The organism is Paludibacter jiangxiensis, assembly GCF_001618385.1.
Classification (GTDB): domain Bacteria; phylum Bacteroidota; class Bacteroidia; order Bacteroidales; family Paludibacteraceae; genus Microbacter; species Microbacter jiangxiensis.
Genome location: NZ_BDCR01000001.1, coordinates 145197 through 171771 on the forward strand (window position 1 = coordinate 145197; position 26575 = coordinate 171771).

Sequence of the window (26575 nt, forward strand, 5' to 3'; positions counted from 1 at the left end):
CTAATACAAGAAAATCCGTCGTACAGATTGTGTGCGACGGATTTTCTTATTTATAAGTCAATTTATTTTACCGCCTTGAAGCTCATATCTAGACTCTTCACTGAGTGAGTCAACGCCCCGACTGAGATATAGTCGACACCGCATTCGGCATAAGCGCGAAGCGTGTCGAAGGTGATGCCGCCCGACGATTCTGTTTCGAAACGGCCCGCGATCAGTTCCACCGCCTTTTTTGTATTTTCAACCGAGAAGTTATCGAGCATAATGCGATCAACGCCCCCCAAATTCAATACCTGATTGATTTCGTCAAAGCTACGCACTTCAATCTCGATTTTGAGCGATTTGCCCTTTTCTTTCAGATAGTTTTGCGCCGAAAGAATCGCTTTATCGATACCACCGGCAAAGTCGACATGATTATCCTTCAACAGAATCATATCGTACAAACCGATCCGATGATTAACTCCGCCACCAATATGTACCGCTTCTTTCTCCAGCAAACGCAAGCCGGGAGTGGTTTTGCGGGTATCGAGCACACGGGTTTTCAGTCCTTCGAGCTGTTTCACGTATTTGCGGGTAACGGTTGCCACGCCGCTCATGCGCTGCATAATGTTCAGCATCAGACGTTCGGTTTGCAACAATGAAAGAATTTTTCCTTCCACCACAAAAGCAATATCGCCCGGATTTACTTCGGCACCGTCGTTGATAAACACTTCGATTTTAAGCTCCGGATCGAAGGCTTTGAATATTTCTTTGGCAATTTCGACACCGGCCAAAACGCCCTTTTCTTTGATGATGAGCTGCGATTTCCCCATTGCAGTTGCAGGGATGCAGGAAAGTGAAGTATGGTCGCCATCGCCTATATCTTCGGCAAACCAGATCTTGATCTGTTCTTGTAAATTGTCAATCATTTTTAAGTAGAAAATAGTCGGTAAAAAAAAGCCGATAGGCAGTCACCGACTTGTTATTCAATGCGTAGTTGATATATTTTCAGCACATTCCCCTCTTTCTTGAAGAGCATATTTACCCGGAAAGAAGAAGTAACTGTAGTAAGTTGCCCCACAATAAAGGAAACATTGGCACGAGATCCCTGATGGAGAATCTCAAAAGATTTAGTTGGCTGTTTGGCAAAAAAATCGGCTACATGATTGCGAGCCTGAACTTTGGGATAGGTATCATCCAACCCGGGAAGCACAAGTTCTACGCTGTTGCAAAAATAAGCCGATAGTGCGGTTGCATTCTTGGCATTGAAGGCAGCTGCAATAGACGCACTCTGGCTTTCAAAGCTTTGTGCGTTACAAAACTGAGCACTTACGAGCGTAGTCAGTACAATCGATAAAAGTGCAATACACCGCTTCATAATCTATTGTTTTTGAATTGTAAATTGCAGTGCAAAGGTACGCACTTTTACACCAAATAGCAAGTTAAAACAGCGTTCCCTGTGGATTGACGGGAGTTGCAGAGGTTGGCTCCTGCCCTATCATCGCCAGAAACTCTTCTTCATTAACAATTGCCACGCCCAACGCTTTGGCTTTCTCCAGTTTGGCAGGCCCCATATTGGCTCCAGCCAGAATAAATGAAGTTTTAGCCGATACAGATCCGGTTTCCTTGCCGCCGTTTTGCTCAATCAGAGCCTTGTATTCGTCGCGGGAGTGATGGGTAAACACTCCACTCACAACGACAACCTTACCTTCGAGTAAAGAGCTTTTGGCTGCAAGTTTAGCCTCCGAAGCAACCAATTGCAGGCCATATTCCTTCAGGCGTTCGATCAATGTCCGGTTACGTTCGTCGGCAAAATAGTCAACCACGCTTTGAGCAATACGTTCGCCCACATCGCGTACGGCAGCCAATTCGTCCTCTTTGGCCTGCGCCAATACTTCGATACTTCCGAAAGCTTGCGCCAGCGTCTTAGCCACCTTTTCACCCACAAAGCGAATGCCCAGTGCAAACAGTACCCGTTCAAACGGTACCTGTTTGGAAGCTGCAATGCCTTCTATCATGTTCTGAGCCGACTTCTGCCCCATCCGTTCCAGACCGACAATCTGCGGCACTTTCAACAGATAGAGATCGGCAATATTTTGAATCAGACCCTGCTGATAGAGCAGATCGACTGTTTCGGAACCAATGCCGTCGATATTCATCGCCTTACGACTGATAAAATGCTCGATTTTTCCTTTGATTTGAGGCGGACAACCATTCTCGTTTGGACAATACCAGGCCGCTTCGCCTTCGTTGCGTTGCAGTTCGGTGCCGCAATCGGGACAATGGGCAATGAATTGGATCCGTTCGCCGGCCTTTGCCCGCTGCTCCAAATCGACGCCCACAATTTTCGGAATAATCTCACCTCCCTTTTCCACAAAGACCGAGTCACCCAAATGCAGATCGAGGTTTTCGATAAAGGCGGCATTGTTCAGCGTTGCCCGTTTCACGGTAGTTCCGGCAAGCAAGACAGGTTCGAGATTGGCCACCGGAGTAACTGTTCCCGTTCGCCCCACCTGAAACTCCACGCTCTTGAGCACCGTAGATACCTGCTCAGCCTGATATTTGTACGCCACTGCCCAACGGGGTGACTTGGCTGTAAAGCCCAGCTCCTGTTGTTGACGCAGCGAATTTATCTTCAACACAATGCCGTCGGTTGCCACTGGGAGTTTGCTCCGCTCTTTGTCCCAATAATGAATAAAATCGAATACGTCGTCCATGCTATTGCACTTACGCATAGCATCGGACACCTTGAATCCCCACGATTTTGCCTTTTGCAGGTTCTCATAGTGGCCGTCGCACGGAAGATTTTCGCCCAACAAATAATAGAGATAAGTATCGAGTTGTCGCTTGGCCACCTCGGCAGGATTCTGTAATTTCAGTGTTCCTGAAGCTGCGTTTCGGGGATTGGCAAACAGAGCCTCTTCCTGCTCCTCGCGTTCCTTATTCATACGGTCGAACGACTCCCAGGGCAATAAAATTTCACCCCGAATCTCGAACGAAGCAGGATAATCATCGCCCTGCAAACGCAGCGGAATAGCGCGGATCGTCTTCACGTTAGCCGTCACATCATCGCCATTCACGCCGTCGCCGCGGGTTACGGCACGCACAAGGACGCCATCTTCGTAACTCAAAGAGATAGAGACTCCGTCGAACTTCAGTTCGCAAACGATCTCGAACGGTTCGTCAATCAGTTTCGCAGCCCGGTTGAAGAAGTCAGCCACCTCGCTTTCGGAGTAGGTATTGCCCAGCGAGAGCATCGGATAACGGTGCGCCACCCGCTCGAACTCCTTGGCAAGGTCGCTACCCACTCGCTGCGTAGGTGAACTCGGGTCGAAAAACTCGGGATGCGCCGCTTCGAGCTGCTGCAACTCTTTCAGCTTCATGTCGAACTCGTAGTCGCTGATCGAGGGTTGCGACAACACGTAGTAACGATAGTTATGATCGTGCAATTCGCGACGAAGGGTTTCTATTTGTTGTTGGACTAAAGCCCCACCCGACCTCCCCACAGGGGAGGAGATTAAATCTGACATTGCGAGATATTTATAAAGAAATTCAACAGCTTAGCACCTACCAACTCTTCCTGATTTACCATTTAAGAAGCCTCCCCCTGAGGGGAGGTTGGTGGAGCTTCAATTCGTTTTAAACTTAAACTTCACCTCTTTCAACTCTTCGTTGGCCTTCACGATTTTCTTTTTCAGGCCTTCTTTGTAGTCGATCAGTTTGGTTTGCAGACTTTCGTCGCCGGAAGCTAAGATTTGTACCGCCAACAGAGCCGCATTCATCGAAGCGTTGATACCAACAGTTGCCACGGGAATACCCGGAGGCATTTGCACGATAGCCAGCAGGGCATCCATACCGTCGAGCGAAGCGTTGATAGGCACCCCGATAACAGGTAGCGGAGTCATCGAAGCAATTACACCGGGAAGGTGAGCCGCCATACCGGCCGCAGCCACAATCACCTTGATGCCGCGTTCGCGGGCGCCGGTGGCAAATACTTCCACCTCTTTGGGAGTACGGTGAGCCGAAAGCGCATGAATTTCGAACGGAATCTGGAACTCGTCAAAAACCTTGGCGGCTTTTTCCATAACGGGCAAATCGGAGGTACTGCCCATGATAATGCTAACAACCGGAGTCATAATAAAACGATTTAATGATTTGATATTATATTGATTACTTCTTTACAACGTGATTTCGTTTTGCTTCAACGAAATTACATCAAATTTCGCCAAAGACAAAAAAGCCGCACAGGAAATCCCGCACGGCTTTCGAACAAATATCAGCTCAGTTTATTTTACAGTTACCTTCAACGGACTTTGGAGTTTGAGACTAAAATCACGCAGGTAATCGAACCACGACTGATCGTTGGGGAAACCCCATTGGCTCCAACCTGCGCCGAAGTAATAGGTAAATTTGGTGCCGGGTTTGTAGTTGGCAAACGCGAGCACATGATCGCCCTGCAACTTACCGGAAAGCATCTTCCCGCTTCCAAGAACAGCTCCTACATAATCGCGTCCGGCAGGAACACCGGCATCGGAAGTTGCCACCTCGCCGTAACCAATACAACCGGCTTTGGCATCTATTTTAGAAACACCCTTTTTATCGTGCAGGAACAATCCGGCAGCCAGTTTCATTCCGGTAGGAACTTTACCCACATACGACACAACGGCTTTGTTCAGCTGCGAACCGGCATCGATCGAAACGGTATAGTATTCTTTCAAGCAGGTTTTTCCCACCTTCACTGAGTCATAGGTTAACTGAAAAGTGGTGCGCAACGGCCCGTTTTCAATCACTTTCCACGTACTGTACTGGTTCTGCACCCACAACGTAGAATCGGTGTAAGGAGCAATACCTCCGGCACCCAGCGTGTGAGCCACCTTGTAGCAGTCGATCCCTTCGCCATGATCCACGTGATAGTGAATTCCCTTTTGAAGATCGTTGTAGTAGAATTTATCCACAATCAGGGCTTCAGTCTTTTTTAACCAAACATCCACCCCGTTACTGGGGTTTTCGTTGGCAAGTTTCGGACCATACATGCGGAAAGCAATGCGGTCGTTTTCCCAGGCAAAGTCGTCTTTCCGTTCGGGGACAAAGCGTCCGAAGGTTTTCACGGCAAACTTCTCGGGAGTACCGGCTTTGATTTCGTACACCGCCGAACCGTTGGCTTTCACCGTTGCCGGAAAAATAAGCGTCAGTTTATTCGCCGTTACCTGATAGGGCACCTGATTTCCTTTGGCATCCACCACAATAAAACTTTTGGCATCTGTCCCCAGTTTTTGCTTCACCACAGCCATGCTCACCGAAACGATCTCTTTGTTGCGGTCGAAACCCAGCGTGTTGGCTACCGTCACCTTCAGCGAAGCGGCAAATGCGGTTGACGTAACGACAATTGCCATTAATGCGATTACTAATTTCTTCATCATCGTGCGTTGTTAATTCAAAAACAGAAGAATCAAGACAAACAACCGGGCGATACCGGCTGTTGCTTGATTCTACAGGATTGAAATTTATAAAACAAATTTATTTGGGTTGTTTACCGATGTAAGCCAAAATACCACCATCAACATACAACACATGACCGTTTACAAAGTCAGAAGCGCTCGAAGCGAGGAATACGGCCGGTCCCTGAAGATCTTCGGGAGTTCCCCAGCGTGCAGCCGGAGTCTTGGCAATAATGAACGAGTTGAAGGGGTGTCCCTCTTCACGTAAAGGAGCAGTCTGCGGAGTAGCGATGTAACCCGGACCGATACCGTTACACTGAATATTGTATTCGCCATATTCGGAAGCGATATTCTTAGTGAGCATTTTCAAGCCACCTTTGGCAGCAGCGTAAGCCGAAACAGTTTCGCGTCCCAGTTCGCTCATCATCGAGCAAATGTTGATAATTTTACCGCCACCTTTCTGAATCATTCCGGGAATAACGGCTTTCGAAACGATAAACGGAGCATTGAGGTCTACGTCGATCACCTGACGGAATTCAGAAGCCTTCATTTCGATCATCGGAATGCGTTTGATGATACCTGCATTGTTAACTAGAATATCGATCACGCCCACTTCTTTGGCAATCTGAGCCACCATAGCGTCTACCTGATCTTCGTTGGTCACGTCGCAAACATAACCATGAGCTTCGATACCGCTGTTTTTATATTCCGCAACACCTTTCTCAACGAGTTCTGCATTGATATCGTTGAAAGTGATGGTAGCGCCAGCACCGGCAAGTGCTTTGGCAATAGCCATCCCAATACCGTAAGAAGCGCCGGTTACCAACGCTACTTTTCCGTTAAGTAAAAATTGATCTGTCATTGTTGTAGTGATTGATGTAAAATTGTGTGTATTCTTTGTATGAAAACAGGATTATCGCAGACAAAGGTCGGCAACAATCCTGCAAAATGTTTTATCTGAGTTCTTCGATTTTAAAGAAGTCCTGATCACCGTAGTCCACGTTTTCGCCGCCCATACCCCAAATAAAGGTGTAATTAGCGGTTGCTGCTGCCGAGTGAATCGACCATTGCGGAGAAATCACAGCCTGATCACCCTGCATCCAGATGTGGCGTGTTTCGGTAGGTTCGCCCATAAAGTGACACACGGCCTGACCTTCGGGTACTTCAAAATAGAAGTAAGCCTCCATACGACGGCTGTGAATGTGTGCCGGCATGGTATTCCACACGCTGCCCGGTTGCAATTCGGTCATACCCATCTGTAACTGACAAGTAGGCAACACCTGATTTACAAGCATTTTATTGATATTTCTGTGGTTCGAAGTTTCCAGTGCTCCCATTTCGGCAACCACGGCATCGGCTTTAGTTACTTTTTTGTCGGGATAGGTTTGATGAGCCGGAGTTGAGTTGAAGTAGAATTTAGCTGGCGACTTGGCATCGGCGCTTTCGAAATAGACTTCACGATCTCCCATACCCAGATACAAAGCCTCTTTATAACCTAATTCAAAGGTTACTCCATCCACTGTAACTTTTCCGTTATCGCCCACGTTAAATATTCCAAGTTCACGACGCGACAGGAAATAGGGCATTTTAAGCGGATCGATAGCTTCAAGCGACAATTTTTCTCCGGCAGGCATTGCTCCACCCACAATCAAACGGTCGTACATGGTATAAACCATATTCACTTCGTTGGGTGCGAAAATTGTTTCAATCAGGTGCTCTTTGCGGAGACGTGCGGTATCGTAATGCTTTGCATCCTCAGGATGAGCAGCATAACGAATTTCATAATTTGTTTTCATGAGTTATTTTTTTTGATATAAAAGTCCGATTTCATGCAGGAAAACTTTTTTTCATCGTTTTACCGCAAGAAAAATTGGTTTTCCAGTTCACAAAAATAGTAATTTATTTTCAGAACAAAGACGGAAATCACGTCATAAAACACATAAAATGGCGGCATTTTTAATCACTACCGACGGAGTGGTAAACCAATCCTCACAACCGCCTCCTCTTCAATCTTTTTTAACTAAAAATTTCAGTGTTCAAACGATGATTTCCTGCTCAAAATTAGTAATTTTGCGCAAGAAACAACAATACATTTCGCAATGCCATCAATCGCTTCACTTACAGGACAAAAAACGCGCACCATGCTCATTGATGTCGCCCGAATGCTTTTTGCCAAGTGGGGAAAAGCAAACACCACAATGAACGACATTGCCAATGCCTCGAACAAAGGCAGGCGCACGTTATACACTTACTTTAGCAATAAAGATCAGATTTATCTTGCGGTTATCGAGCAAGAGTTGAATATCCTGAATGAGAAATTACAAAAAGTTGCGGCCATGGATATACCACCCGACAAGAAATTGGCGGAATACATATTCACTCGATTAGACGCAGTGAAAGAATCCATTACCCGAAACGGCTCATTAAAGTCTGATTTTTTCCGCGATATTTATGAGGTAGAAAAAGCCCGTCGACGTTTCGACATCAAAGAAATCAAACTGCTGGTCGGTATTTTTCAGGAAGGAAAAGAGAAAGGCTATTTCAACCTGCATGATGCTGAGCTATCTGCACAAATTTTCCACTATGCTCTGCGTGGTATCGAAACGCCTTATGTTCGCGACAGGGTAAGTGAAAAAATGAAATACAACAAACGGTTTATCATCAACGCATTTATGCACGGGATATTAATCCCAAAACAAAACCGTCCGCACAATGATGAAAACGAATAAAAAAAATGGTGGTTACTTTGAGGGTAACCACCATTTTTTATCACGATAGCTCTTTATTGACGTTGCTTTACTGCTTCATACACCAGAACACCGGCAGCCACAGACACATTTAACGATGCGATAGTTCCCAAAATAGGAATGGCCACCAACTCGTCACACAAGCGAAGAACGTCATCCGAAATTCCCACATCTTCGGAACCCATCACGATAGCAACAGGCTCTTTATATGACACTTCCGTGTAATTTTTCACAGCCTTCTCTGTTGCTGCTATAACTTTAAGACCTGAACCCTTCAGAAATTTCACGGCCTCCAACAGGCTATTTTCACGACAAACAGGAATCACATGCAGAGCTCCCGCAGAAGTTTTCACAGCATCGGCATTAGCTGCTGCTCCTCCTCTCGAAGGAACCACAATGGCATTGACACCAGCACATTCACAAGTACGGGCTATTGCTCCGAAATTACGAATATCGGTTACACCGTCGAGCACCACCACAAAAGGATTCTTACCTTCTTCGTACAACGCTGGAATAATATTTGATATCTGCTGATATTCAATAGCAGCCGCATAAGCAATTACGCCCTGATGGTTCTTTTGCGTGATAGCATTCAGTTTTTCGACCGGCACACGTTGCACCGGCACATTACGTCCCTGTAAAGCAGCAAACAATTCTTTCGCCAAGTCGCTTGACAACTCTTTTCTGACGAGAATTTTATCCACCTCTTTCCCTGCCTCGAGTGCTTCAATCACAGCTCTGATACCAAAAATCAGATCAGAACTTGGAGGACGATGCTCCCATTTGGGGCGAAAAGGATTGGAATTGCCGCGCGGCGGCTGTGACCGACGTTGAAAAGGATTACGTTCCATAGATAATATTTCGTTTGAAAGATTTACAAATAATTAGTTCAAAATTTACAAGTTCAAAATTCCGGAACAACAAAGATACTCCGTTTCCTTTCGATATTTGAATTTCGGAATTTGAATTTTTGGAATAAAAAATCAGACATCTAACCTCATTCCGTCAAATGCGAGGTGTGTCTCCGGAAAAACAGCACGAGCTTCAGCCAAAAGCCCTGACTGATTGTCATAACGAGCTGAATAGTGCCCAATGATAAGCTTCTTTACATTAGCCATTTTTGCAATTTCGGCTGCCTGTTGTGCTGAAGAATGAGCCGTCTCTTTTGCCCTGACAATCTCACTCTGCATAAAAGTTGCCTCGTGATACAAAAGGTCTACACCTTCGATAATAGGCACTATCTTTTCCGAATAAGCAGTATCGGAGCAATAAGCATATTTGTGAGCTGGGTAAGGAGCTGTGGTTAAACGCTCATTAGGAATCACTTCACCATCTTCCCGTACAAAATCAGCACCTTGTTTGATACGGGCAATGTCTCTCACCGGAATCTGGTAAAAATCGATCATATCACGAATGATATGACGTTCTTTTTCCCGTTCGGAAAACAAAAAACCGGCTGTAGGAACACGGTGTTTCAAAGGAATAGAAAAAACCTGCAACGATCGGTCTTCGTACAAAAGCGCATGTTGCCTTGGATTGAAAGGCTCGAATATTACCTTGTAACCGGCATCAGCACAATAATAATTTATTTGCGGTTGCAATATTCCTTCGAGATCGGGATGTGAATGAATGACCAAATCGGATGTCCGTCCCAACATTCCCATCGATGAGATCAGACCTATCAAGCCAAAACAATGATCACCGTGCAAATGAGAAATAAAAATATGATTCAGACGGGAAGCTTTGATTTTCAACTGACGAAGCCGGATTTGAGCCCCTTCGCCACAGTCAATCATAAACTGCTTTTCGCGTAATGAAAGCAGTTGCGATGTCTGAAAGCTACTAATAGAAGGCAGTGCCGAATTACAACCCAATATGGTTAAACTCATTTTCTCCATGAAACTTCTATTAGACGCGGAACAATACAAATGAACAACTGCTCTTATTTCGTGTATTCAAACACCCCTTTTTCACCACGGATAGTCACCTTAGCTCCTTTTGAAGCTTCTACATGACCTATGATCTGAGCATCAACGTTATATTTTTCAGAAAGGATAATGATATCTTCGGCCCATTCCGGGTCAAGATATACTTCCATACGGTGACCCATATTGAAGACCTTGTACATTTCCTTCCAATCCGACTCCGATTCTGCCTGTATCATTTCAAACAGCGGAGGTACAGGGAAGAGATGATCCTTTATAACATGTAGATTATCAATGAAGTGCAAAACTTTAGTTTGTGCACCGCCCGAGCAGTGAACCATTCCGTGAATATGTTCGCGATGATGTTCCAGAATATCACGGATAATCGGAGCGTAAGTACGGGTAGGCGACAACACCAGTTTACCGGCATCCATCCCCACATGCGCTATTTCATCTGTCAGTTTCTTCGATCCTGAGTAAGCTAAACCGGAAGGCATGCTTGCATCATAGCTTTCCGGATATTTCTCGGCAAGATAATACGCAAAAATATCGTGACGGGCAGAAGTAAGTCCGTTACTTCCCATTCCTCCGTTGTAGCCATCTTCGTAGCTAGCCTTGCCACAAGAAGACAAACCAACAACCACGTCACCAGCCTTAATTTTATCATTCGAAATCACATCCGCACGTTTCATGCGGCAAGCAACTGTACTATCGACAATAATTGTACGAACCAAATCACCCACATCAGCAGTTTCGCCACCGGTAAGATGGGCATTCACACCCAGGCTACGCAATTTGGCCAATAAAGCTTCCGTACCGTTAATCACTTCTGCAATTACTTCTCCCGGAATCAGGTTTTTATTACGCCCAATGGTTGACGACACCAGGATATTATCGGTAGCCCCTACACAAAGCAGGTCATCGATATTCATTATCAATGCGTCCTGAGCAATCCCTTTCCAAACAGAGATATCGCCGGTTTCGCGCCAGTACAAATAGGCTAGTGATGACTTTGTTCCAGCACCATCAGCATGCATAATATTGCAATACTCGGGATCTCCACCCAAAATGTCGGGGATTATTTTACAAAAAGCGTGAGGAAAAATACCTTTATCCAAATTACGGATAGCGTTATGAACGTCTTCTTTAGAGGCAGAAACGCCTCGTTGACTATATCTTTCGTTCATTGAAGTAGTTTATATGCGAAGGATTAAAAATTACGATGCAAAGGTACGACATTTCCGGTGCATATCCCACAAGAGAACATGAATATTCGGGTAATAATCAAATAAAAAACGGATTGTCATCCTCTATGATAACAATCCGTTTTAATCGTTTTGTGGAGCCGGCGGGAGTCGAACCCGCGTCCAAACGAGGAAGCAATACGCTTTCTACATGTTTATCTTCGCCTTCATTTTTCGAGTACCGGCAAGACCGAAGCCACCAACCGTTACCTTATCCTCTGAATCTCATCGAACGCACGAGGCTATGTTCGACTATTCCCGATTTAGCTGCACCTCCTGATCAAAGAGCCTCGAGACCACGGCATTTGGGAGATGTCTCGTCCCGACACTATGGCCGGGATAAAGCTAGAATCTACTATACTTCGATTAAGCAGCAAGAGCGTAGTTATTTTCGCCAGTTACAATTTTGAGAATCGAGATTTACGAGCCGACATCCCAGCGCTCGACATGCTTACATACCTCTTCTACCCGCTGTCAAAACCAAGCGACCCCGGTTTTTAATGCACAATTGACAGGTGATAATTGACAATTATTTGTTAGTAAAACCTGTGCCAATTCAAGGTTGATAAATCGACAAGATTCCTCATAATTATCAACTGCAAAGATACAACATTTTCAGGCAAAATAAAAGCTATTTAAAGTTGGCACAAAGAAGATTCTCTCTACCAAACATTACTCATTTTATTTAACACAACGACTAATCTTCTCTATGAAACCCAACCCGTCTACGTGGTTTATCGGAGAACCGCTTGTCGGTTTGTAACTCTGCCAACGTTTGATTAATAAGTTCCAACTGCATACGGGTATCTTCGTTAATGTCGTTCTGGTCGATCAGTATCTCATCCATATATTGCTTTAACTCCTCGTACCGGTCAGCCTGTGGATATGCCAAAGCCTGACGTATCGTAACGAATGCCCGCATAATACCCATGTTTATCTCTATGGCAGTATCTGAATTTAACACACTACTAAGCATGGCTACGCCTAACTCTGTAAACGCATAGGGAAGCTTCCTTGTTCCTCCCCAACTTGATGTCGCAAATTGCGACATCAAGATTTCAAATTCTTCTCTTTTGAGTTGAAACATGAAATCATCGGGGAACCGTCTTATGTTTCGTTTGATTTGTTCATTCAAACGTCTGGTTTCGACACCATACATCTCAGCCAAATCTCGGTCAAGCATTACCCGCTGACCTCTAATTGTGTAAATTTTACTCTGTATTAATTGTATCTCCATAGATATTGAAATAAGCCGTTTGATTCATTCTCTACTGCGGTCTACTCTTCAACACCCCGACAGAAACACTATTATCAATGTATTTCTGCCACATTCGGCAAAGCATAGCAGTTCTCTTTGTTCTCGTACCGCAAATATAACCAATGCATTACATTGTACAAAAACAAAAAAGCTCCTGCAAATGCAAGAGCTTTCAGAAATCTATTTGAAAGAATAGCTTTACTTCGCGTAGCTTACCGAACGGGTTTCGCGGATAACAGTAATCTTCACCTGGCCCGGATAAGTCATCTCGTCCTGAATCTTTTTAGCGATATCAAACGAGAGTGTTTCTACTGATTTATCGTCTACCTTATCAGCACCCACAATCACACGCAATTCGCGACCTGCCTGAATAGCATAGGTTTTCTGAACGCCGGGATACGATAATGCCAGATTTTCAAGATCGTTCAAACGTTTGATATAAGCCTCAACGATTTCGCGACGTGCTCCCGGACGTGCACCCGAGATAGCATCACAAACCTGAACAATAGGCGCCAGCAAGCTGGTCATTTCGGTTTCTTCGTGGTGAGAACCAATAGCATTGCAAATATCCGGTTTTTCCTTGTATTGCTCTGCCAGTTTCATACCCAGTAATGCGTGTGGCAATTCCGGTTCGTCATCAGGCACTTTACCAATATCGTGGAGCAGACCGGCACGTTTTGCTTTTTTCGGATTAAGACCAAGTTCGGCAGCCATCACGGAGCAGAGATTTGCCGTTTCGCGGGCGTGCTGCAACAGGTTCTGACCATAAGAAGAACGGTATTTCATCTTACCGACCATACGGATCAATTCAGGATGCAAGCCGTGAATACCTAAGTCGATGGTAGTACGTTTACCTGTTTCGATAATTTCTTCTTCCACCTGTTTTTTCACCTTGGTTACCACCTCTTCGATACGGGCAGGGTGAATACGACCGTCGGATACCAGTTGGTGAAGTGCCAGACGAGCAATTTCACGACGAACAGGATCGAATGCAGAAAGAACGATAGCTTCAGGAGTATCGTCAACTATAATTTCCACTCCGGTAGCGGCTTCCAGCGCACGAATATTACGACCTTCGCGACCGATAATACGGCCTTTTATTTCGTCAGATTCGATATTGAATACAGTCACCGAGTTTTCGATAGCAGCCTCGGTAGCAACACGTTGAATTGTCTGAATGATAATTCGCTTTGCCTCTTTATTGGCGTTCATCTTAGCCTCTTCCATGATCTCATTGATATAAGACATGGCTCCTGTTTTAGCCTCATCTTTCAACGATTCAATCAGCTTATCTTTAGCTTCTTCGGCCGACAAACCCGAGATAGTTTCGAGCTGTTCCAACTCTTTGCGATGAAGAGCTTCCAACTCTTTTTTCTTCTTGTCTACCAAGTCAATTTGCGATTCAAGATTTTCTTTGATCGCATCTACTTCGGTATTTTTACGCTGAAGTTCACCTTGCTTCTGATTCAGGTTCATTTCCCTTTGCTGAATACGAACTTCGGCCTGTTGCATTTTAGCATTACGCGACGCAACTTCCTTTTCGTATTCCGACTTCATCGAAACAAATTGTTCTTTAGCTTCAAGCAATTTATTCTTTTTCAGCACTTCAGCCTCAGCTTCTGCATCTTTGAGAATTTTTTGCGATCGACCATTCAATACAAAACGCATGACAACCCATGTGGTAGCCACGGTAACTATTATGGTCAGTACAACTAACAATATTGAACTCATAGAATTATTAAGGTGTTAAATATAAAAAACGCATTGACTCACTACCATTTGCAGCAAGATCAATGCGGGAATATTGTTCTTTCCAAAGTATTGACGAACTTATTGAAGTTCCTTCAAATATTTATCCAATTCTTTATTCAACAGATCCATTTTCTCTACCACCGGTCCGACATCTTCCTTACACTTCAGTTCCTGAGTTTCTATTGCAAAATGGTAAGCTGCCATCACCAATACTGTTTCATAAGGTAACTGAGCATGTCGTTCCCGATAAGAGTCTATTTTTTCTTTCAGATTTTTGGCAGCATCACGATACAATTGTTCGTCGCTCCTGTTGATTGTCAACGGGAACCGATGCCCTGCCAAATTGACGTTTATGGTAAATAGTTCGTCGTTCATTTGCTTTATTGATTCAGCAAATCAATACATTTGTCAATTTCCCGCACTAATTGTGAGATTCGTTTGTGAGCCAGTTCTCTTTCTCCTTCATTTCCACCGACAAACATTTGTGCCATTTTCAGGCTCTCATAATCAGAACGTAATTCAAGAATGACCTTGTGCGCCTGCATCAAATCATCTTCTTTCCGTTGCAATTGTTCTGTAAGCTGCTGAATTCTGGCTCTATCATCAGCATGTAATTGCAACAGTTTGCGGAGCTTTTTCTCAAAGCCATCGATCAGTGATTGATGTCTATTTGTCATTCTGAAAACAAAATCGTTGTCAAAGGTATATCGAATTTATGAATGAACAAAATTTTTATCTCTTTTTTTAATTGGATTCATTCTATTTTTTCGGGTAAAATTCACAAATGTTTATATTGCCTTTCAAGAAGTTAATTTTATCTGATTTGCACATTTATCAGATTAACTATAAGTTTGCAGAATGAATCGCCCGTTATATTTTTTCAACCCCGAACACGACCTGGCATTGGCCAATAGCGACCGGAATTTCAACGCTCCGCTTCAAGCAAAAAAGCTGGCTCACGATCTGGCCGGCCTGCCTCTTTGGTATGCCACGCCGGGTAGCATCGTATTGGATACAAATTCCGACAACAATTGGCTTGAAGAAATGCAACTTTTATTCCCTCAGCTGAATAATTCACAACTGACATCAGCACCTGATTTTTCGTCGATCACCACCTTATTTCCCTGGGGATGGGACAACGTTGTTTGTAAACATTTTTCTCTTTTGGGCGCAGATAGTGCGTTGCTACCAAGTACTGTTCAATTGGAAGATATTCGACGCTTGTCCCACAGAAACATTTCCATACGCGCCCTAGAATATATCCGCCAAAACATCCAATTTCGCGACCAGCTGCCTGCACCTGCAAAAGAACTGACATCGGCATGTGAAGCAGATGAATATGCATCAACACATAAAAAAGTGATATTCAAAGCCCCATGGTCGGGAAGCGGGAAAGGGTTATGCTGGTCAAAAGATAAAATGACGGAAAGTCGTCGGGGATGGTGTCGCAACACAATCGAAAAACAAGGAAGTGTAATCGCCGAACCGATCTATGACAAACTGTTGGATTTTGCGATGGAATTTTCGTGCAACGACGGGGAAACATCTTTTGCCGGCTATTCTCTGTTTGAAACCGACAAAGGGATCTATCGTGGTAACTTTTTGATGAGCGATGAATCGATTGTCCGTAAAATTGAAGGATATGGCGTACCGGCAACTTTTCCGTTAACAATACAAAACCAGTTAAGCACCTTCATCACAAATAATATTGCTCCTTTCTATACCGGACTACTTGGCGTTGACATGTTCATTTATCAGGAAAACGGCTTTATCAAATTACACCCCTGCGTAGAGATTAACCTGCGAATGACCATGGGATGCGTTGCCCGTATTTTCTATGATAACTTTATGAATCCCGACAAAACCGGTCGTTTTTATATAGATCACTATCCGTCACCAGGAGCTCTTTTCAACGATCATTTGCAGCGACGGAACGAAACGCCTTTAGCCGTAACAAATGGACGTATCTCAAAAGGATATATCTCTCTAACCAACATCACTTCTCACTCTCATTACAGAGTTAGAGTGGAGATTGATTGAAAACCTTCCATCATTATTCAAAGATAAGATACTGCTTATTAGCAATTTAAATCCTTGAACAACAACACCTGTACTCTGCATAGAAAGAAAAAAACAAAGCTACGCTCTCTTTACTCACACAACCTCAATCAGAAAACTGGCTCTTTCCTGCAACATTTATAGAGACATCCCCTCTATTTAAAGTTCTATCCTGCCACAGCACCATCTCAACCAGCCAAGATTAATCCGATGATAATCAGAAATAAACTGACAGCAAAAGCAAAATACGAGCTGCATGTGAAATTATAATTTTCATTAAAATGAAAGTTATTTTTAATACAAATCTTGCATTTCAACTTACACACCCTTATATTTGCAATAAAGCAGTAATATAATAAAACATATTGATTGCTTTTTTATGTCTATATTTATTTAATATAAAAATTAACATAGGCATATTCTTTGAAAGCTAAGCGCACACGACGAACAGAACAGCCTCGCATAAGCACCAAGACTGGTTGTACTCGCGGCCTTAATACAACACCAACAAAAAAAACTGACAGACAATAAAGGCAACATCCAATATCCAATCAAATTGTGATTTTACCTAGCGGATCACATCAAAGCACCCCATTGGTTGCCTGACACATTCATTGCGATTAAACTGACTTTTTCGGTTTAATACTCACGTCGATATCACTCCTGATATCACCCAAGACTCCAAACCAGAATCATCAAAAGAGAACTCCGGCTCAAAAGGACACCGGACGTCACCTCACCTTCAAGGCATATTTGCATAATATGCACAAAGGAATTGTATGCTTGAATCTCTTTATATCAACTTGTCTTCAGTCCTTAATTGAAGCAAAATATACCCAACTTGCATTGCAACGGATCGTTTTAAGTTGATATTCTCGAATATATAATAGTGGAGCTGGAAACCATTCAAACAGGGAGAATTCCGAAACGCCTTACGAGTAGGAAAAACTAAATTAATCTAAGTATTATGGAAACAGGAAGAACCGGAGGCTGGACTCCGTACAGCACGACCATTTCAAAAGAAGCAATGGACCTTTTCAACAAAACAAAACCAATTGGAGTAAACTACACCCCGCTGGCTGTCGCAACCCAAGTAGTCAATGGCACAAACTATCGATTTTTCTGCAATGCTCACGTGGTATACCCTGATGCCCCCAATGATGCCGTGATCACCCAGATCTACCAACCATTGAATGGAGAAGCACACATCACTTCCATTACTAAAGTTTAAGCATGCATTATGCCGGAGCCGAAACCACTAAAAACGGGGCGGAACCCGAAAAGCCTTACGAGTAGGAATATTTTAAACAACGCAGATCATGAAAGACATTTTAGTAAAGCATTTAGAAGCGGGAGTCGCCGGTTCAATCACCGTTAGAAACGAAGGTGGCTATGTAGCAAAATTCAGCATCACCTATGTATTTCAGGGCAAAGAACTAACCAAAGAAAGCGACAAATTTACTGCCGGAGTAAATAAAACAATAGAAATCCCGGAAGGGGCAACCAATATTTATTTGAAAGTTGAAGAATATTGGTTTATCGGACAAACCACAACTATTTTCACTCAAAAATTCGATGCTCCTGTAACGAAATCTTATAAAATTTGGGGCACTACGCTAAATCCAAAATGGGAAGAAACCACTTGAGCACAATGTTTCGAGAGTGTCTGAAAAGAAATTTTCGAGGCACTCTCGAAGTTTTTTTAGACATGTAGCTGATCAAAAGAAGATGCCTGAATATTTATGGTCAATTAAACGTGACCTTTAAGAGACAGGCTTGCAACCAATTCAAATCTTAAAACATTTCTACCCTTCAGACAGAGAAATAGAAAACTGTACAGAACAGACACCAATTCATCAACATTTAGCCTACGAGTCAAAGAGAAGGCATTTTGCTCACAGAGCATTTCAAAATTGCTTTCTATAAAACAAGAATAGAAGTTTCAGAACGATGCAAAAGCATACTACCGTTCCTCGTCAAAGGTATCTTTCAATACCGGCACGCCAATATGAAACTTGACCGCCAGAAGGCGAATAGCAATCACTGAAAGGGCAGAAAAAAGCTGTGTCATTCCTGATGGAACTCCAAGATACGAGCAGATCATAAAGACGACACCGCCTGCCACACAGGCCAATGCATAGATATCTTTGCGGAAGATAAGCGGCGTTTCGTTGATCAGCATATCACGAATCACACTCCCTATCGAACCCGTTATCATCCCCATCACAATAGCCACCCAAAAAGGGAAATGAGCATCGAGCGTACGTTCGATGCCAACCACCACAAAGAGCCCCAATCCGATGGTATCGAATATAAAGAAAGGATTTTCGAGTTTGACGAGGTGCTTACTAAAAAGAATAACCACCACAAGAGCAATACCGGTTACAATCAGATAAGATGGCTGGTGCATCCAAAAGGGAGAGACACCCAGCAATACATCTCGCGTAGTACCTCCGCCGATAGCCGTCACCAGACCCACAATATACGCGCCAAACCAGTCGAAACGTTTGGCTGCCGATAGCCGAATACCACTAATAGCAAAAGCAAATGTCCCTAAATAATCAATTAAGTCGATCAAATTCATAGATAGATGATATTTTCAAGAAAACCATCACATAATAACTGTCTATAGCAACTCGATATTTATGCCGCGAACGAAATAAAAAAGCAGGAACCGGTTCAGTTCTGACCGATTCCTGCCCCTTGAAATATTTTATCTGCAATTATTTCGTAACGAAACGGAAATGAGAACCAAAACGTTCGAAAGCAGCCTGTTCCAAAGCTTCACGATGATCAGGGTGAGCCACAGTAATCAACAGTTTAGCACGTTCCTGCAAGGTTTTACCATAAAGGTTAACTGCACCGTATTCAGTTACAAACCAATGCATGTGGTTACGTGTTGTAACAACACCAGCACCCGGAGCCAAAACAGGAGCAATTTTACTTACACCCTTGTTCGTTACTGAAGGCATTGCAATGATAGCTTTACCGCCCTTAGAACGAGAAGCACCGTAAACGAAGTCGATCTGACCACCTACACCTGAGTAAAATTTAGTTCCCAGTGAGTCGGCACAAACCTGACCAGTGATATCAACCTGTAAAGCTGAGTTGATAGCGGTAGTTTTCGGGTTCTTAGCAATCAGGAACGGGTCATTTGTATAACCTACGTCCATCATCAATACCTGAGGGTTATTGTGGATAAAGTCGTACACTTTCTGAGAACCCATCAGGAAGGTAGAAACCATTTTACCTTTATCGATACCTTTGTTAGCGCCGTTGATAACACCGCTTTCAACCAAAGGAAGAACGCCGTCGGCAAACATTTCGGTATGAATACCAAGATCTTTGTGATTACCCAATTGAGCCAAAACAGCGTTCGGAATAGCACCGATACCCATTTGCAAGCAAGCACCATCTTCAATCAGTTCAGCACAGTGCAAACCGATTAATTTTTCCACTTCGCTTGGTTCGCTGAAGTGAGCCGGTTCAAGAGGGGTATCATCTTCAACGAAGATATCGATCAAACTCATTGGAATCATTGCCTGACCGAAAGCACGGGGAACGTTTTTGTTGATAACAGCAATAACATGATCTGCAGTTTCTACAGCAGCCAAAGTTGCATCTACCGAAGTACCCAAAGAAACATAACCGTGTTCGTCGGGAGGACAAACCTGAATCATGGCAACATTACATTTGATATAGCCATCGCGATACAAACGCTGTGTTTCACTCAGGAAGATGGGTATATAGTCTGCAAAACCAGCCTGTACAGACTTACGCACATTAGCACCCACAAAGAAAGCATCATGTTGGAATACACCTTCATATTTTGCTTCAGTATAAGGAGCCGGACCTTCGGTATGCAAGTGGTGAATATGCACATCTTTCAATTCGCCAGCATCACCACGGGCACACATAGCGTTAATTAAACATTGGGGAGAGCTGGCCACACTGCTCAAATGCACGTGATCGCCCGACTTGATAACTTTGACAGCTTCAGCCGGAGTAACGACTTTGTAATTTTTTGTTGTCATGTTTGATTTATCTAATGGTTTAATGAATCATCAAATACCTGCAATACAGGCGAATACATAAAATATTCAGCCAAAAAATTTGCATTGCAAAGTTATTGTTTTTTCATCACATTACCATTGATAAATAGCATATTAAAACCGCATTTTAAGACTTTTTATTCACCCGCAAATTCTTTCAATATAGCAATCTCTTCTTTCCAAAGGGTTTCATCAGGTGTTTCAAGAATAATCGGGATATTATCAAAACGTTTATCGGCCATAAAACGTTTAAAGAATTCCAGACCCAAATAGCCTTTCCCCACGTTATCATGCCGGTCAACCCGGGTGGCAAGTTCTTTTTTGGAATCATTGAGATGTATGCCTTTCAGATAAGCTAAGCCCACAATTTCATCGAATTCCGACCAGACTTTTTCGTACTCAGCAGCATCTTTCAGATTATATCCGGCAGTAAAAGAATGACAGGTGTCCACACAAACCCCCACTCTGGATTTATCCTCCACCTGAGCAATAATATCGGCCAAATGTTGAAAACTAAAACCGACATTGCTGCCCTGACCGGCGGTATTTTCAATCACAGCTGTTACTCCCTGCGTTTCGGACAAGGCGATATTGATCGACTCCGCAATACGAGAAAGGCAATCCTGAAGAGATATTTTATTCAGGTGTGATCCCGGATGAAAATTCAACAGCTTCAAGCCAAGCTGTTCGCAGCGTTGCATCTCATCAAGAAAAGCCACCCGAGATTTTTCCAAACCCTCCGTTTCCGGGTGCCCCAGATTAATCAGATAGCTGTCGTGGGGCAATATGTACTCAGGTAGAAATCCAAATTTCTCACAGTTAGCCTGAAATGCTTTGATACTCTTGCCTGAAAGAGACGGCGCCACCCACTGACGCTGATTTTTTGTAAACAAAGCAAAAGCCGTTGCTCCTATTTCCGATGCATTCACAGGCGCATTTTCCACACCTCCCGATGCACTTACATGTGCTCCGATATATTTCATGTTGCTTAATTTTATAAATGTAAAAATGAACAACAAAAGTAACACATCCGCCTACGGAATGCAAATATTTATCACTGCAAGAAATTCAAAAAAGGCTTATCGTAAAAATGTGCCGGATACCGCACAATAGCCAACGGAACCATTCACATGATAACTGATAAGCCTTAGTTTTTACATAGGAAACAACATCAGGAGAATATCGTCGGGAGCTGTTTTGCCAAACACTTCCCTCTGTTTTTCATATTTCAGGTCGCCACCGACAGATGCTACTTTCCGCAATTCTTCGCAAAGTTCCTGTTCTACCATATCCCAACCATGAATCTGCTTCCACTTCCAATCATTTTGCCGACCAATGTAGTCTGTCAGAAAACCAAGCGCCTTATCCAACGAACGGCCATCGGACGAAACCGCATTCACAATATCCACCCCATGATGTTTTGCGATAGCAGCCATATCAATGATATGCGTCACATTGTACCACGAATAGTGAAAAGCCAGCGTACGCGACAATTCCAGAGGTTGCGAACCGTCGGGTTCTATTTGCTTAAACATGCGACGTTCTGCAAACTGACGCATCGTCTTCATGGCCACGTCATTTTTCCCTGAAAATAGCGCGCAAGCTGTCAACTGAACATCATACGCCGTTCCATGATTGTTCCTGGTTACCGATTCATCACGACCGTTTTTGCTTTCCAACAACCAATCAGTAAAGCGGAAAAACCATTGCTTCAGACCTGCAAACTGAGATTCGGACAATCGGCCTGACTCATGCAACAACCGAATAGCATCCGTCAGGGAGACAAAATTGTATGTGTCGATAATTCCGATACCCCTACCATCGCATATTCCAGGAATGTGTTGGGCATAATCCAGATTCGGATTCATCCGTGTTGCCGGATCGAGAAACCATTTATCGAGCAATTTGGCAGCAGCATCCCCGTATTTGGCATCCCCGGAAAAATAATCGGCCAAAGATAAAGTGACAACCCCATCAATCATTTCCGATTTCGGTTCAGCATCAAACTTCTTCAATTCAGGATTACGGATGCCATCCCTGTTCACATAAGGAACTCCATCTTTTTTTGTTGAATCGGGCCAAAAATAGATCGCAAGGCTCATATAATCGTGTTTACTTCCACTAGGAGGTGTTTTGGCTTTATCCATCACGGTGCGATAATTCGTAAGAAGTGCCTGCTCAGCCCGTCTTATAAGAGTTTCATACGCGGGGCGATAAGTATTTGATCGGAGGTTCATTTTCACGGCTTTCAGCTTTTGTTCGTCCCACAATTCGGTATGGGGAGGGATGGCGAAACCCGAGATACAAGTTCCCAAAAGGAAAATTATTAGTAACTGTTTCATTTGAATCGGTTTGCTGCGTTTCTATTTATTTTTCACAAAATCTTCCCGAGCCGGAGAGAATGAGTCTACTAATACGCCAGCCTCTAAGCATTTCACTCCATGAATTTGATTGGGAGCAACATAAAAGCCATCTCCAGCTGAAAGAATCCTCATCTTTCCATCAATCACCACTTCAAATTTACCGGAAGCAACAAAAGTACTTTGGGTATGAATATGGGTATGCGGCATTCCTACCGAACCTTTTTCAAAAGCCACTTTCACCACCATCAGGTGTTTATCGTACCCCAAAATCTGACGTTTTACACCTCCGCCAAGGATTTCCCAGGAGAGTTCTTTCTCTAATAAAAAGGTGCCTGTTGCATACACTCCATTAAGAAGAGTAAAAGAAATCCGTTGGGATTTACCTCGTTCATCCTCAGAAGGAAGTTTCACAACCTGAGACTCTTTGATTCCATTTTTTTCGAGAGTCAGAGTCACACTTTGCAGTTTCCCGGTAGGATCCGAAACCCATACCGCAGAACGGTTGATCATAACCAGGCAAGGCTGATCGACTCCAAGTGTCATGCTATCTGCTTCCACTTTCCCCGGCTGATGAAAAATTACCTGCAAAACATGTTGCTCTGGTTTGGAAACAGCCTGTACATTGGAGTTATTAGCAATAATCCGCACCGGTATTTTCTCAGAATACATTTTCATATCCTGCTCCGAAACCGACGGAACGACAATGTAAGCATAAGAAGCATTCTCAGGCTGAATTCCATGAGGTACCGTCATTAAGAAAACATCTTTATGCTCTTTCTCCTTCGATCCGAAAGCATAAATATCGCTGTGTGATCCACTCTGTTCTCCTGCACTTACAGTTATTTTTTCATTTTCAGGAAACACATAACCGATGCTGTCATGCAACACCCATCGGGGATTATCCAAATTAGAAATACCTCTCTCCTCAGTTCCTTTATCGGTCTTCACATCCGTTTTCAGCAGGCATTGATTGAGCGTGGTTGCCACAGCATGCCTATCTGAAGATGAAATCCCGCATCCAAGAGCCACCCATTCCTTATCGAAAAAGAACCATGCTTTTTTTGCCTTTGTATTGCAATAATCAAAGTCCATCACGGCAGCACCAACGTTTCCATCCGATACGCCTCCCACGAACTCCGTTTGCTGCGTAATGCCCGAAATGCCCAATTTGAGCGTATCCGGATTGGTAGTTCCCGGCAAACGATTCCAGTTGAACACATTGAAAATGTCACGATATTCATCACCGCGACGAAGAATATAATTGACTCCAAACGGCTGCCACATTCCCTTCAGATTTTCATGATTCAGGCTCTCCATTCCGATTGTACGTGCCGAACACAAATGCAGCGAAGTATAAAATTCCATCGAGCGATGAATCATAAAATCGGAATTCCAGTGGTAAAAATTTCCGGCAATATTCTGCGGTTTTTTACCAACTATTCCGTCAATCATATCCTGATAAAAGGGAACACGCTGCGGAAACATCGATTTCATAAATTCGAGATGTTTGACAAAACCATCAATATAACGGGATGTCGAGGCGATTTGCCTCCCCATTGTACTGTAATCTAACTGATTGCCATATACAACACGAGCAATTCCGTTGGTCAAAAACTGATCGAGCAATTGCTTTTGAGCCAATGTAAAATCGAGCTCGGTATCTTTCACCAAAGGCAAAATTGTGAGTGTAAAATTCAGCAGATCGAGTCCATAACCGGCATTATACAGCAAGGGACCGTGATAATGATACGACCAGTCGGGTTGAATTCCATCTCCGGTGGTTTGAACATACGTAGCGGCAATACCATTGATCGCCACACGTATCAGAGCCGGATCTTTTTGTATGACACCCCTGTGCAGTACACAATAAGCCGAACGCACGCGGTCAGTGGTACTGCGGATAGGTGCTGCCGGAAGCACATTAACAATATTGGCAAGAGTCGACTCTTTGATTTTCCCCTGCATTAACAAGCCGATGGTACTGAAGTGTATCGGACGGGTAATATCATTCTTAAACCAGTTGACACATACAGGCTTGACAGCAAACCAACAATCCAGTCCATTTTGAATGGCCTTTTGCGCTGCCGAAGACTGATACAAAGAGTTGCCCGGCTGGCTGTAGGCATATGAAAGCACCAACAAACGTTCGAGATGAACCAGCGGACTCCAGTCGTTATCCGTATCCTTATAATCGACATCCGGCCAGCTGCCATCCGGACGAATCGATTTCAAAACAGATGGTGCTTTTGCCAGATAAGCTCCATTGATACTTGTAACCTGAGAAAATAACTGATTTTCAATTGTCTCTTTTTTTAATCGCCCGGCGATTACGGAAGAGTCATTTTGGGCAAACAGACAACCTGTCCATACAAGACAAACAGTCATGATGATCCAAAACCGCAAACTATTCTGTTTCATTTTATTCTCAAATAAAAAACAGCTCTGTAAAAGCAGAGCTGCTTAAGTTAACAACACATCACAAACCTGATTTTAACAGGCATACTTATTGATTATTCGTGCAAGACCGTCTTTTTATAACGCATCAGAGCCTCTACGAAATAGTAATCGGCATACGACAATGGCACATCCACTTCCGAATTAGCAGGCTTATTTCCCACGCTATGACGAAGAATAAAATTTCCGTTTTCGCCAGCATTTGCCCGGTAAGAAGGAGAACTCAGGGAACGTAACTGCGTCTCTGCAACCTTTAAATAACTTTTCGAAAGGGGTGCTTCTACATACCGACTCAATTCAATTAATGCAGAACAAACGATGGCACCCGCCGATGCATCACGATAGGCATTCGTAATGTCAGGAGCATCAAAATCCCAGTAAGGTATCTTATCTGCCGGCAAATGGGGATTCGACAGAATAAACCGGGCAATATGCTTGGCTTGTTCCAGATATTCCGGTTTTTTCGTCTCACGATACATCATGGTGTACCCATAGAGGCCCCAGGCCTGCCCTCTTGCCCACGAAGAAGCATCGCTATACCCCTGAGCCGTGTGCCGGAATTCGGGCAAACCGGTTTTGGGATCATAGGAAACCACGTGAAAACTGCTGTAATCGGGACGAAAATGATATTTCAGAGTTTTGTCGGCATGGGAGATGACGATATCTCTCAATTTTTCATTTTTGAATGTCTTTGATGCCCACATCAACAATTCCAGATTCATCATATTGTCAATTATGACAGCATATTGCCAGTTGCGCCCCGGATAGGAAAAATTCCAGGATCGAATAGCTCCCACCGCAGGATTAAAACGCGTAGAAAGCGACCGGGCTGCTGTATCGATCACGGCTTTATAATCGGGATTACGAGTCAATCGGTAACCGTTTCCAAAGCTACAAAAGATCATAAACCCGACATCGTGATTATCTGTAGTATACATCTGACTCCTCACCCGTTGAGTAAACTCATCGGCATATTTTTTCAATTCAGCGTCTTTTGTATACTCATAAAGATACCAAAGCTCGCCGGGAAAAAAGCCGCTGATCCAGGCAGATGGCTTAGCCGTCTCCAATTTACCTTCCGCCGAAATAGTCCTAGGCAAGACTCCCGGTTTTGATTCAAGCGATTTTACCATCAGCAAACTCTGCCTTACAGCAAAATCAAGAGAGTTGCGAACCACGTCATGCATTGGCACAACCTGTTTTCTTGCAGGAGAAGTGGCAAACATCGGACATCCAAAGATTAAGCACAAAAAGCTAACAACTAAACATTTAACAACAGCTCTATTCATCGCAATATAAATTAATCAT

Annotated in this window: 24 protein-coding genes and 1 other RNA gene; 4 read left to right on the top strand and 21 right to left on the bottom strand. The window is 43.7% G+C overall.

All coding sequences use genetic code 11. From position 1 onward, the window contains the following. Window positions 1-62 precede the first annotated feature (62 nt). From nadC to kduI, 7 genes are all read right to left on the bottom strand, one after another. Window positions 63-905, bottom strand: a complete 843-nt coding sequence (gene nadC / locus PJIAN_RS00520; protein ID WP_068701082.1) for a carboxylating nicotinate-nucleotide diphosphorylase — start codon at window positions 903-905, stop codon at window positions 63-65. 53 nt (window positions 906-958) lie between these two features. Beyond that, window positions 959-1354, bottom strand: coding sequence for a DUF4783 domain-containing protein (locus PJIAN_RS00525; RefSeq protein WP_068701083.1), 396 nt, complete (start codon window positions 1352-1354; stop codon window positions 959-961). Between the two features lie 64 nt (window positions 1355-1418). Further along, window positions 1419-3506 (bottom strand): NAD-dependent DNA ligase LigA, encoded by a 2088-nt coding sequence (gene ligA / locus PJIAN_RS00530; RefSeq protein ID WP_068701084.1) that lies wholly within the window; start codon window positions 3504-3506, stop codon window positions 1419-1421. A gap of 99 nt (window positions 3507-3605) precedes the next feature. Beyond that, on the bottom strand, window positions 3606-4112 hold the full coding sequence (purE, locus tag PJIAN_RS00535) for a 5-(carboxyamino)imidazole ribonucleotide mutase (protein WP_068701085.1): 507 nt from the start codon (window positions 4110-4112) through the stop codon (window positions 3606-3608). 150 nt (window positions 4113-4262) lie between these two features. After that, window positions 4263-5396, bottom strand: coding sequence for a BT3233 family polysaccharide utilization protein (locus PJIAN_RS00540; protein ID WP_068701086.1), 1134 nt, complete (start codon window positions 5394-5396; stop codon window positions 4263-4265). A gap of 97 nt (window positions 5397-5493) precedes the next feature. Beyond that, the gene (locus PJIAN_RS00545; protein WP_068701087.1) at window positions 5494-6276 is read right to left on the bottom strand and encodes a gluconate 5-dehydrogenase; all 783 of its coding nucleotides are present in this window, start codon (window positions 6274-6276) and stop codon (window positions 5494-5496) included. 91 nt (window positions 6277-6367) lie between these two features. After that, a complete protein-coding gene (gene kduI / locus PJIAN_RS00550) occupies window positions 6368-7210 on the bottom strand; it encodes a 5-dehydro-4-deoxy-D-glucuronate isomerase (protein ID WP_068701088.1) in 843 nt (280 codons plus the stop codon). 303 nt (window positions 7211-7513) lie between these two features. Here kduI and PJIAN_RS00555 point away from each other — a divergent pair, with 303 nt between their 5' ends. Next, complete coding sequence (locus tag PJIAN_RS00555; protein WP_068701089.1) at window positions 7514-8143, top strand: TetR/AcrR family transcriptional regulator; 630 nt, start codon at window positions 7514-7516, stop codon at window positions 8141-8143. Window positions 8144-8196: 53 nt separating this feature from the next. On the opposite strand, the gene rlmB is transcribed toward PJIAN_RS00555, so the two are convergent. The 8 genes from rlmB to PJIAN_RS00595 all read right to left on the bottom strand — a co-directional run bounded on the left by rlmB (window position 8197) and on the right by PJIAN_RS00595 (window position 15017). Next, window positions 8197-9012: a 23S rRNA (guanosine(2251)-2'-O)-methyltransferase RlmB gene (gene rlmB / locus PJIAN_RS00560; RefSeq protein ID WP_084252194.1), complete on the bottom strand. Its 816-nt coding sequence runs from the start codon at window positions 9010-9012 to the stop codon at window positions 8197-8199. Window positions 9013-9144: 132 nt separating this feature from the next. Next, window positions 9145-10059 carry a ribonuclease Z gene (locus PJIAN_RS00565; protein WP_068701090.1) on the bottom strand — a complete coding sequence of 305 codons (915 nt, stop codon included), beginning with the start codon at window positions 10057-10059 and terminating at the stop codon, window positions 9145-9147. 44 nt (window positions 10060-10103) lie between these two features. After that, entirely contained in the window at window positions 10104-11273 is a 1170-nt protein-coding gene (locus PJIAN_RS00570; RefSeq protein WP_068701091.1) for an AIR synthase related protein, read from the bottom strand. 150 nt (window positions 11274-11423) lie between these two features. After that, window positions 11424-11822, bottom strand: a transfer-messenger RNA (tmRNA) gene (ssrA, locus tag PJIAN_RS00575). A gap of 205 nt (window positions 11823-12027) precedes the next feature. After that, the gene (locus tag PJIAN_RS00580) at window positions 12028-12567 is read right to left on the bottom strand and encodes an ORF6N domain-containing protein (protein ID WP_068701092.1); all 540 of its coding nucleotides are present in this window, start codon (window positions 12565-12567) and stop codon (window positions 12028-12030) included. A gap of 219 nt (window positions 12568-12786) precedes the next feature. Further along, entirely contained in the window at window positions 12787-14319 is a 1533-nt protein-coding gene (rny, locus tag PJIAN_RS00585) for a ribonuclease Y (protein WP_068701093.1), read from the bottom strand. Window positions 14320-14418: 99 nt separating this feature from the next. Then, window positions 14419-14715 (bottom strand): cell division protein ZapA, encoded by a 297-nt coding sequence (locus PJIAN_RS00590; protein WP_068701094.1) that lies wholly within the window; start codon window positions 14713-14715, stop codon window positions 14419-14421. A gap of 5 nt (window positions 14716-14720) precedes the next feature. Continuing rightward, window positions 14721-15017 (bottom strand): coiled-coil domain-containing protein, encoded by a 297-nt coding sequence (locus tag PJIAN_RS00595; protein ID WP_068701095.1) that lies wholly within the window; start codon window positions 15015-15017, stop codon window positions 14721-14723. Between the two features lie 181 nt (window positions 15018-15198). Between PJIAN_RS00595 and PJIAN_RS00600 the strand changes: the two genes are divergently transcribed. The 3 genes from PJIAN_RS00600 to PJIAN_RS00610 all read left to right on the top strand — a co-directional run bounded on the left by PJIAN_RS00600 (window position 15199) and on the right by PJIAN_RS00610 (window position 18044). Beyond that, the gene (locus PJIAN_RS00600) at window positions 15199-16380 is read left to right on the top strand and encodes a hypothetical protein (RefSeq protein ID WP_068701096.1); all 1182 of its coding nucleotides are present in this window, start codon (window positions 15199-15201) and stop codon (window positions 16378-16380) included. A 985-nt stretch (window positions 16381-17365) separates the two neighbouring features. After that, complete coding sequence (locus PJIAN_RS00605; RefSeq protein ID WP_068701097.1) at window positions 17366-17629, top strand: hypothetical protein; 264 nt, start codon at window positions 17366-17368, stop codon at window positions 17627-17629. A gap of 88 nt (window positions 17630-17717) precedes the next feature. Beyond that, window positions 17718-18044 (top strand): thiol-activated cytolysin C-terminal domain-containing protein, encoded by a 327-nt coding sequence (locus PJIAN_RS00610; protein ID WP_068701098.1) that lies wholly within the window; start codon window positions 17718-17720, stop codon window positions 18042-18044. A 317-nt stretch (window positions 18045-18361) separates the two neighbouring features. Here the strand turns inward: PJIAN_RS00610 and PJIAN_RS00615 are convergent, their stop codons facing one another. The 6 genes from PJIAN_RS00615 to PJIAN_RS00640 all read right to left on the bottom strand — a co-directional run bounded on the left by PJIAN_RS00615 (window position 18362) and on the right by PJIAN_RS00640 (window position 26493). Further along, window positions 18362-18982 (bottom strand): trimeric intracellular cation channel family protein, encoded by a 621-nt coding sequence (locus tag PJIAN_RS00615; protein ID WP_068701099.1) that lies wholly within the window; start codon window positions 18980-18982, stop codon window positions 18362-18364. 139 nt (window positions 18983-19121) lie between these two features. Continuing rightward, the gene (locus tag PJIAN_RS00620; RefSeq protein ID WP_068701100.1) at window positions 19122-20432 is read right to left on the bottom strand and encodes an acetyl-CoA hydrolase/transferase family protein; all 1311 of its coding nucleotides are present in this window, start codon (window positions 20430-20432) and stop codon (window positions 19122-19124) included. Between the two features lie 155 nt (window positions 20433-20587). Next, window positions 20588-21433: a deoxyribonuclease IV gene (gene nfo / locus PJIAN_RS00625; protein ID WP_068701101.1), complete on the bottom strand. Its 846-nt coding sequence runs from the start codon at window positions 21431-21433 to the stop codon at window positions 20588-20590. Window positions 21434-21604: 171 nt separating this feature from the next. Next, window positions 21605-22792 carry an alginate lyase family protein gene (locus tag PJIAN_RS00630; RefSeq protein ID WP_068701102.1) on the bottom strand — a complete coding sequence of 396 codons (1188 nt, stop codon included), beginning with the start codon at window positions 22790-22792 and terminating at the stop codon, window positions 21605-21607. Between the two features lie 21 nt (window positions 22793-22813). Continuing rightward, complete coding sequence (locus PJIAN_RS00635; RefSeq protein ID WP_068701103.1) at window positions 22814-25231, bottom strand: polysaccharide lyase family 8 super-sandwich domain-containing protein; 2418 nt, start codon at window positions 25229-25231, stop codon at window positions 22814-22816. A 92-nt stretch (window positions 25232-25323) separates the two neighbouring features. Further along, window positions 25324-26493 (bottom strand): glycoside hydrolase family 88 protein, encoded by a 1170-nt coding sequence (locus PJIAN_RS00640; RefSeq protein ID WP_439951387.1) that lies wholly within the window; start codon window positions 26491-26493, stop codon window positions 25324-25326. Between the last annotated feature and the right edge of the window lie 82 nt (window positions 26494-26575).

Excerpts from the sequence above, each read along its gene's own strand:
- nadC (WP_068701082.1), bottom strand. The coding sequence starts at position 905 with ATGATTGACAATTTACAAGAACAGATCAAGATCTGGTTTGCCGAAGAT.
- PJIAN_RS00525 (WP_068701083.1), bottom strand. The coding sequence starts at position 1,354 with ATGAAGCGGTGTATTGCACTTTTATCGATTGTACTGACTACGCTCGTA.
- ligA (WP_068701084.1), bottom strand. The coding sequence starts at position 3,506 with ATGTCAGATTTAATCTCCTCCCCTGTGGGGAGGTCGGGTGGGGCTTTA.
- purE (WP_068701085.1), bottom strand. The coding sequence starts at position 4,112 with ATGACTCCGGTTGTTAGCATTATCATGGGCAGTACCTCCGATTTGCCC.
- PJIAN_RS00540 (WP_068701086.1), bottom strand. The coding sequence starts at position 5,396 with ATGATGAAGAAATTAGTAATCGCATTAATGGCAATTGTCGTTACGTCA.
- PJIAN_RS00545 (WP_068701087.1), bottom strand. The coding sequence starts at position 6,276 with ATGACAGATCAATTTTTACTTAACGGAAAAGTAGCGTTGGTAACCGGC.
- kduI (WP_068701088.1), bottom strand. The coding sequence starts at position 7,210 with ATGAAAACAAATTATGAAATTCGTTATGCTGCTCATCCTGAGGATGCA.
- PJIAN_RS00555 (WP_068701089.1), top strand. The coding sequence starts at position 7,514 with ATGCCATCAATCGCTTCACTTACAGGACAAAAAACGCGCACCATGCTC.
- rlmB (WP_084252194.1), bottom strand. The coding sequence starts at position 9,012 with ATGGAACGTAATCCTTTTCAACGTCGGTCACAGCCGCCGCGCGGCAAT.
- PJIAN_RS00565 (WP_068701090.1), bottom strand. The coding sequence starts at position 10,059 with ATGGAGAAAATGAGTTTAACCATATTGGGTTGTAATTCGGCACTGCCT.
- PJIAN_RS00570 (WP_068701091.1), bottom strand. The coding sequence starts at position 11,273 with ATGAACGAAAGATATAGTCAACGAGGCGTTTCTGCCTCTAAAGAAGAC.
- PJIAN_RS00580 (WP_068701092.1), bottom strand. The coding sequence starts at position 12,567 with ATGGAGATACAATTAATACAGAGTAAAATTTACACAATTAGAGGTCAG.
- rny (WP_068701093.1), bottom strand. The coding sequence starts at position 14,319 with ATGAGTTCAATATTGTTAGTTGTACTGACCATAATAGTTACCGTGGCT.
- PJIAN_RS00590 (WP_068701094.1), bottom strand. The coding sequence starts at position 14,715 with ATGAACGACGAACTATTTACCATAAACGTCAATTTGGCAGGGCATCGG.
- PJIAN_RS00595 (WP_068701095.1), bottom strand. The coding sequence starts at position 15,017 with ATGACAAATAGACATCAATCACTGATCGATGGCTTTGAGAAAAAGCTC.
- PJIAN_RS00600 (WP_068701096.1), top strand. The coding sequence starts at position 15,199 with ATGAATCGCCCGTTATATTTTTTCAACCCCGAACACGACCTGGCATTG.
- PJIAN_RS00605 (WP_068701097.1), top strand. The coding sequence starts at position 17,366 with ATGGAAACAGGAAGAACCGGAGGCTGGACTCCGTACAGCACGACCATT.
- PJIAN_RS00610 (WP_068701098.1), top strand. The coding sequence starts at position 17,718 with ATGAAAGACATTTTAGTAAAGCATTTAGAAGCGGGAGTCGCCGGTTCA.
- PJIAN_RS00615 (WP_068701099.1), bottom strand. The coding sequence starts at position 18,982 with ATGAATTTGATCGACTTAATTGATTATTTAGGGACATTTGCTTTTGCT.
- PJIAN_RS00620 (WP_068701100.1), bottom strand. The coding sequence starts at position 20,432 with ATGACAACAAAAAATTACAAAGTCGTTACTCCGGCTGAAGCTGTCAAA.
- nfo (WP_068701101.1), bottom strand. The coding sequence starts at position 21,433 with ATGAAATATATCGGAGCACATGTAAGTGCATCGGGAGGTGTGGAAAAT.
- PJIAN_RS00630 (WP_068701102.1), bottom strand. The coding sequence starts at position 22,792 with ATGAAACAGTTACTAATAATTTTCCTTTTGGGAACTTGTATCTCGGGT.
- PJIAN_RS00635 (WP_068701103.1), bottom strand. The coding sequence starts at position 25,231 with ATGAAACAGAATAGTTTGCGGTTTTGGATCATCATGACTGTTTGTCTT.
- PJIAN_RS00640 (WP_439951387.1), bottom strand. The coding sequence starts at position 26,493 with ATGTTTGCCACTTCTCCTGCAAGAAAACAGGTTGTGCCAATGCATGAC.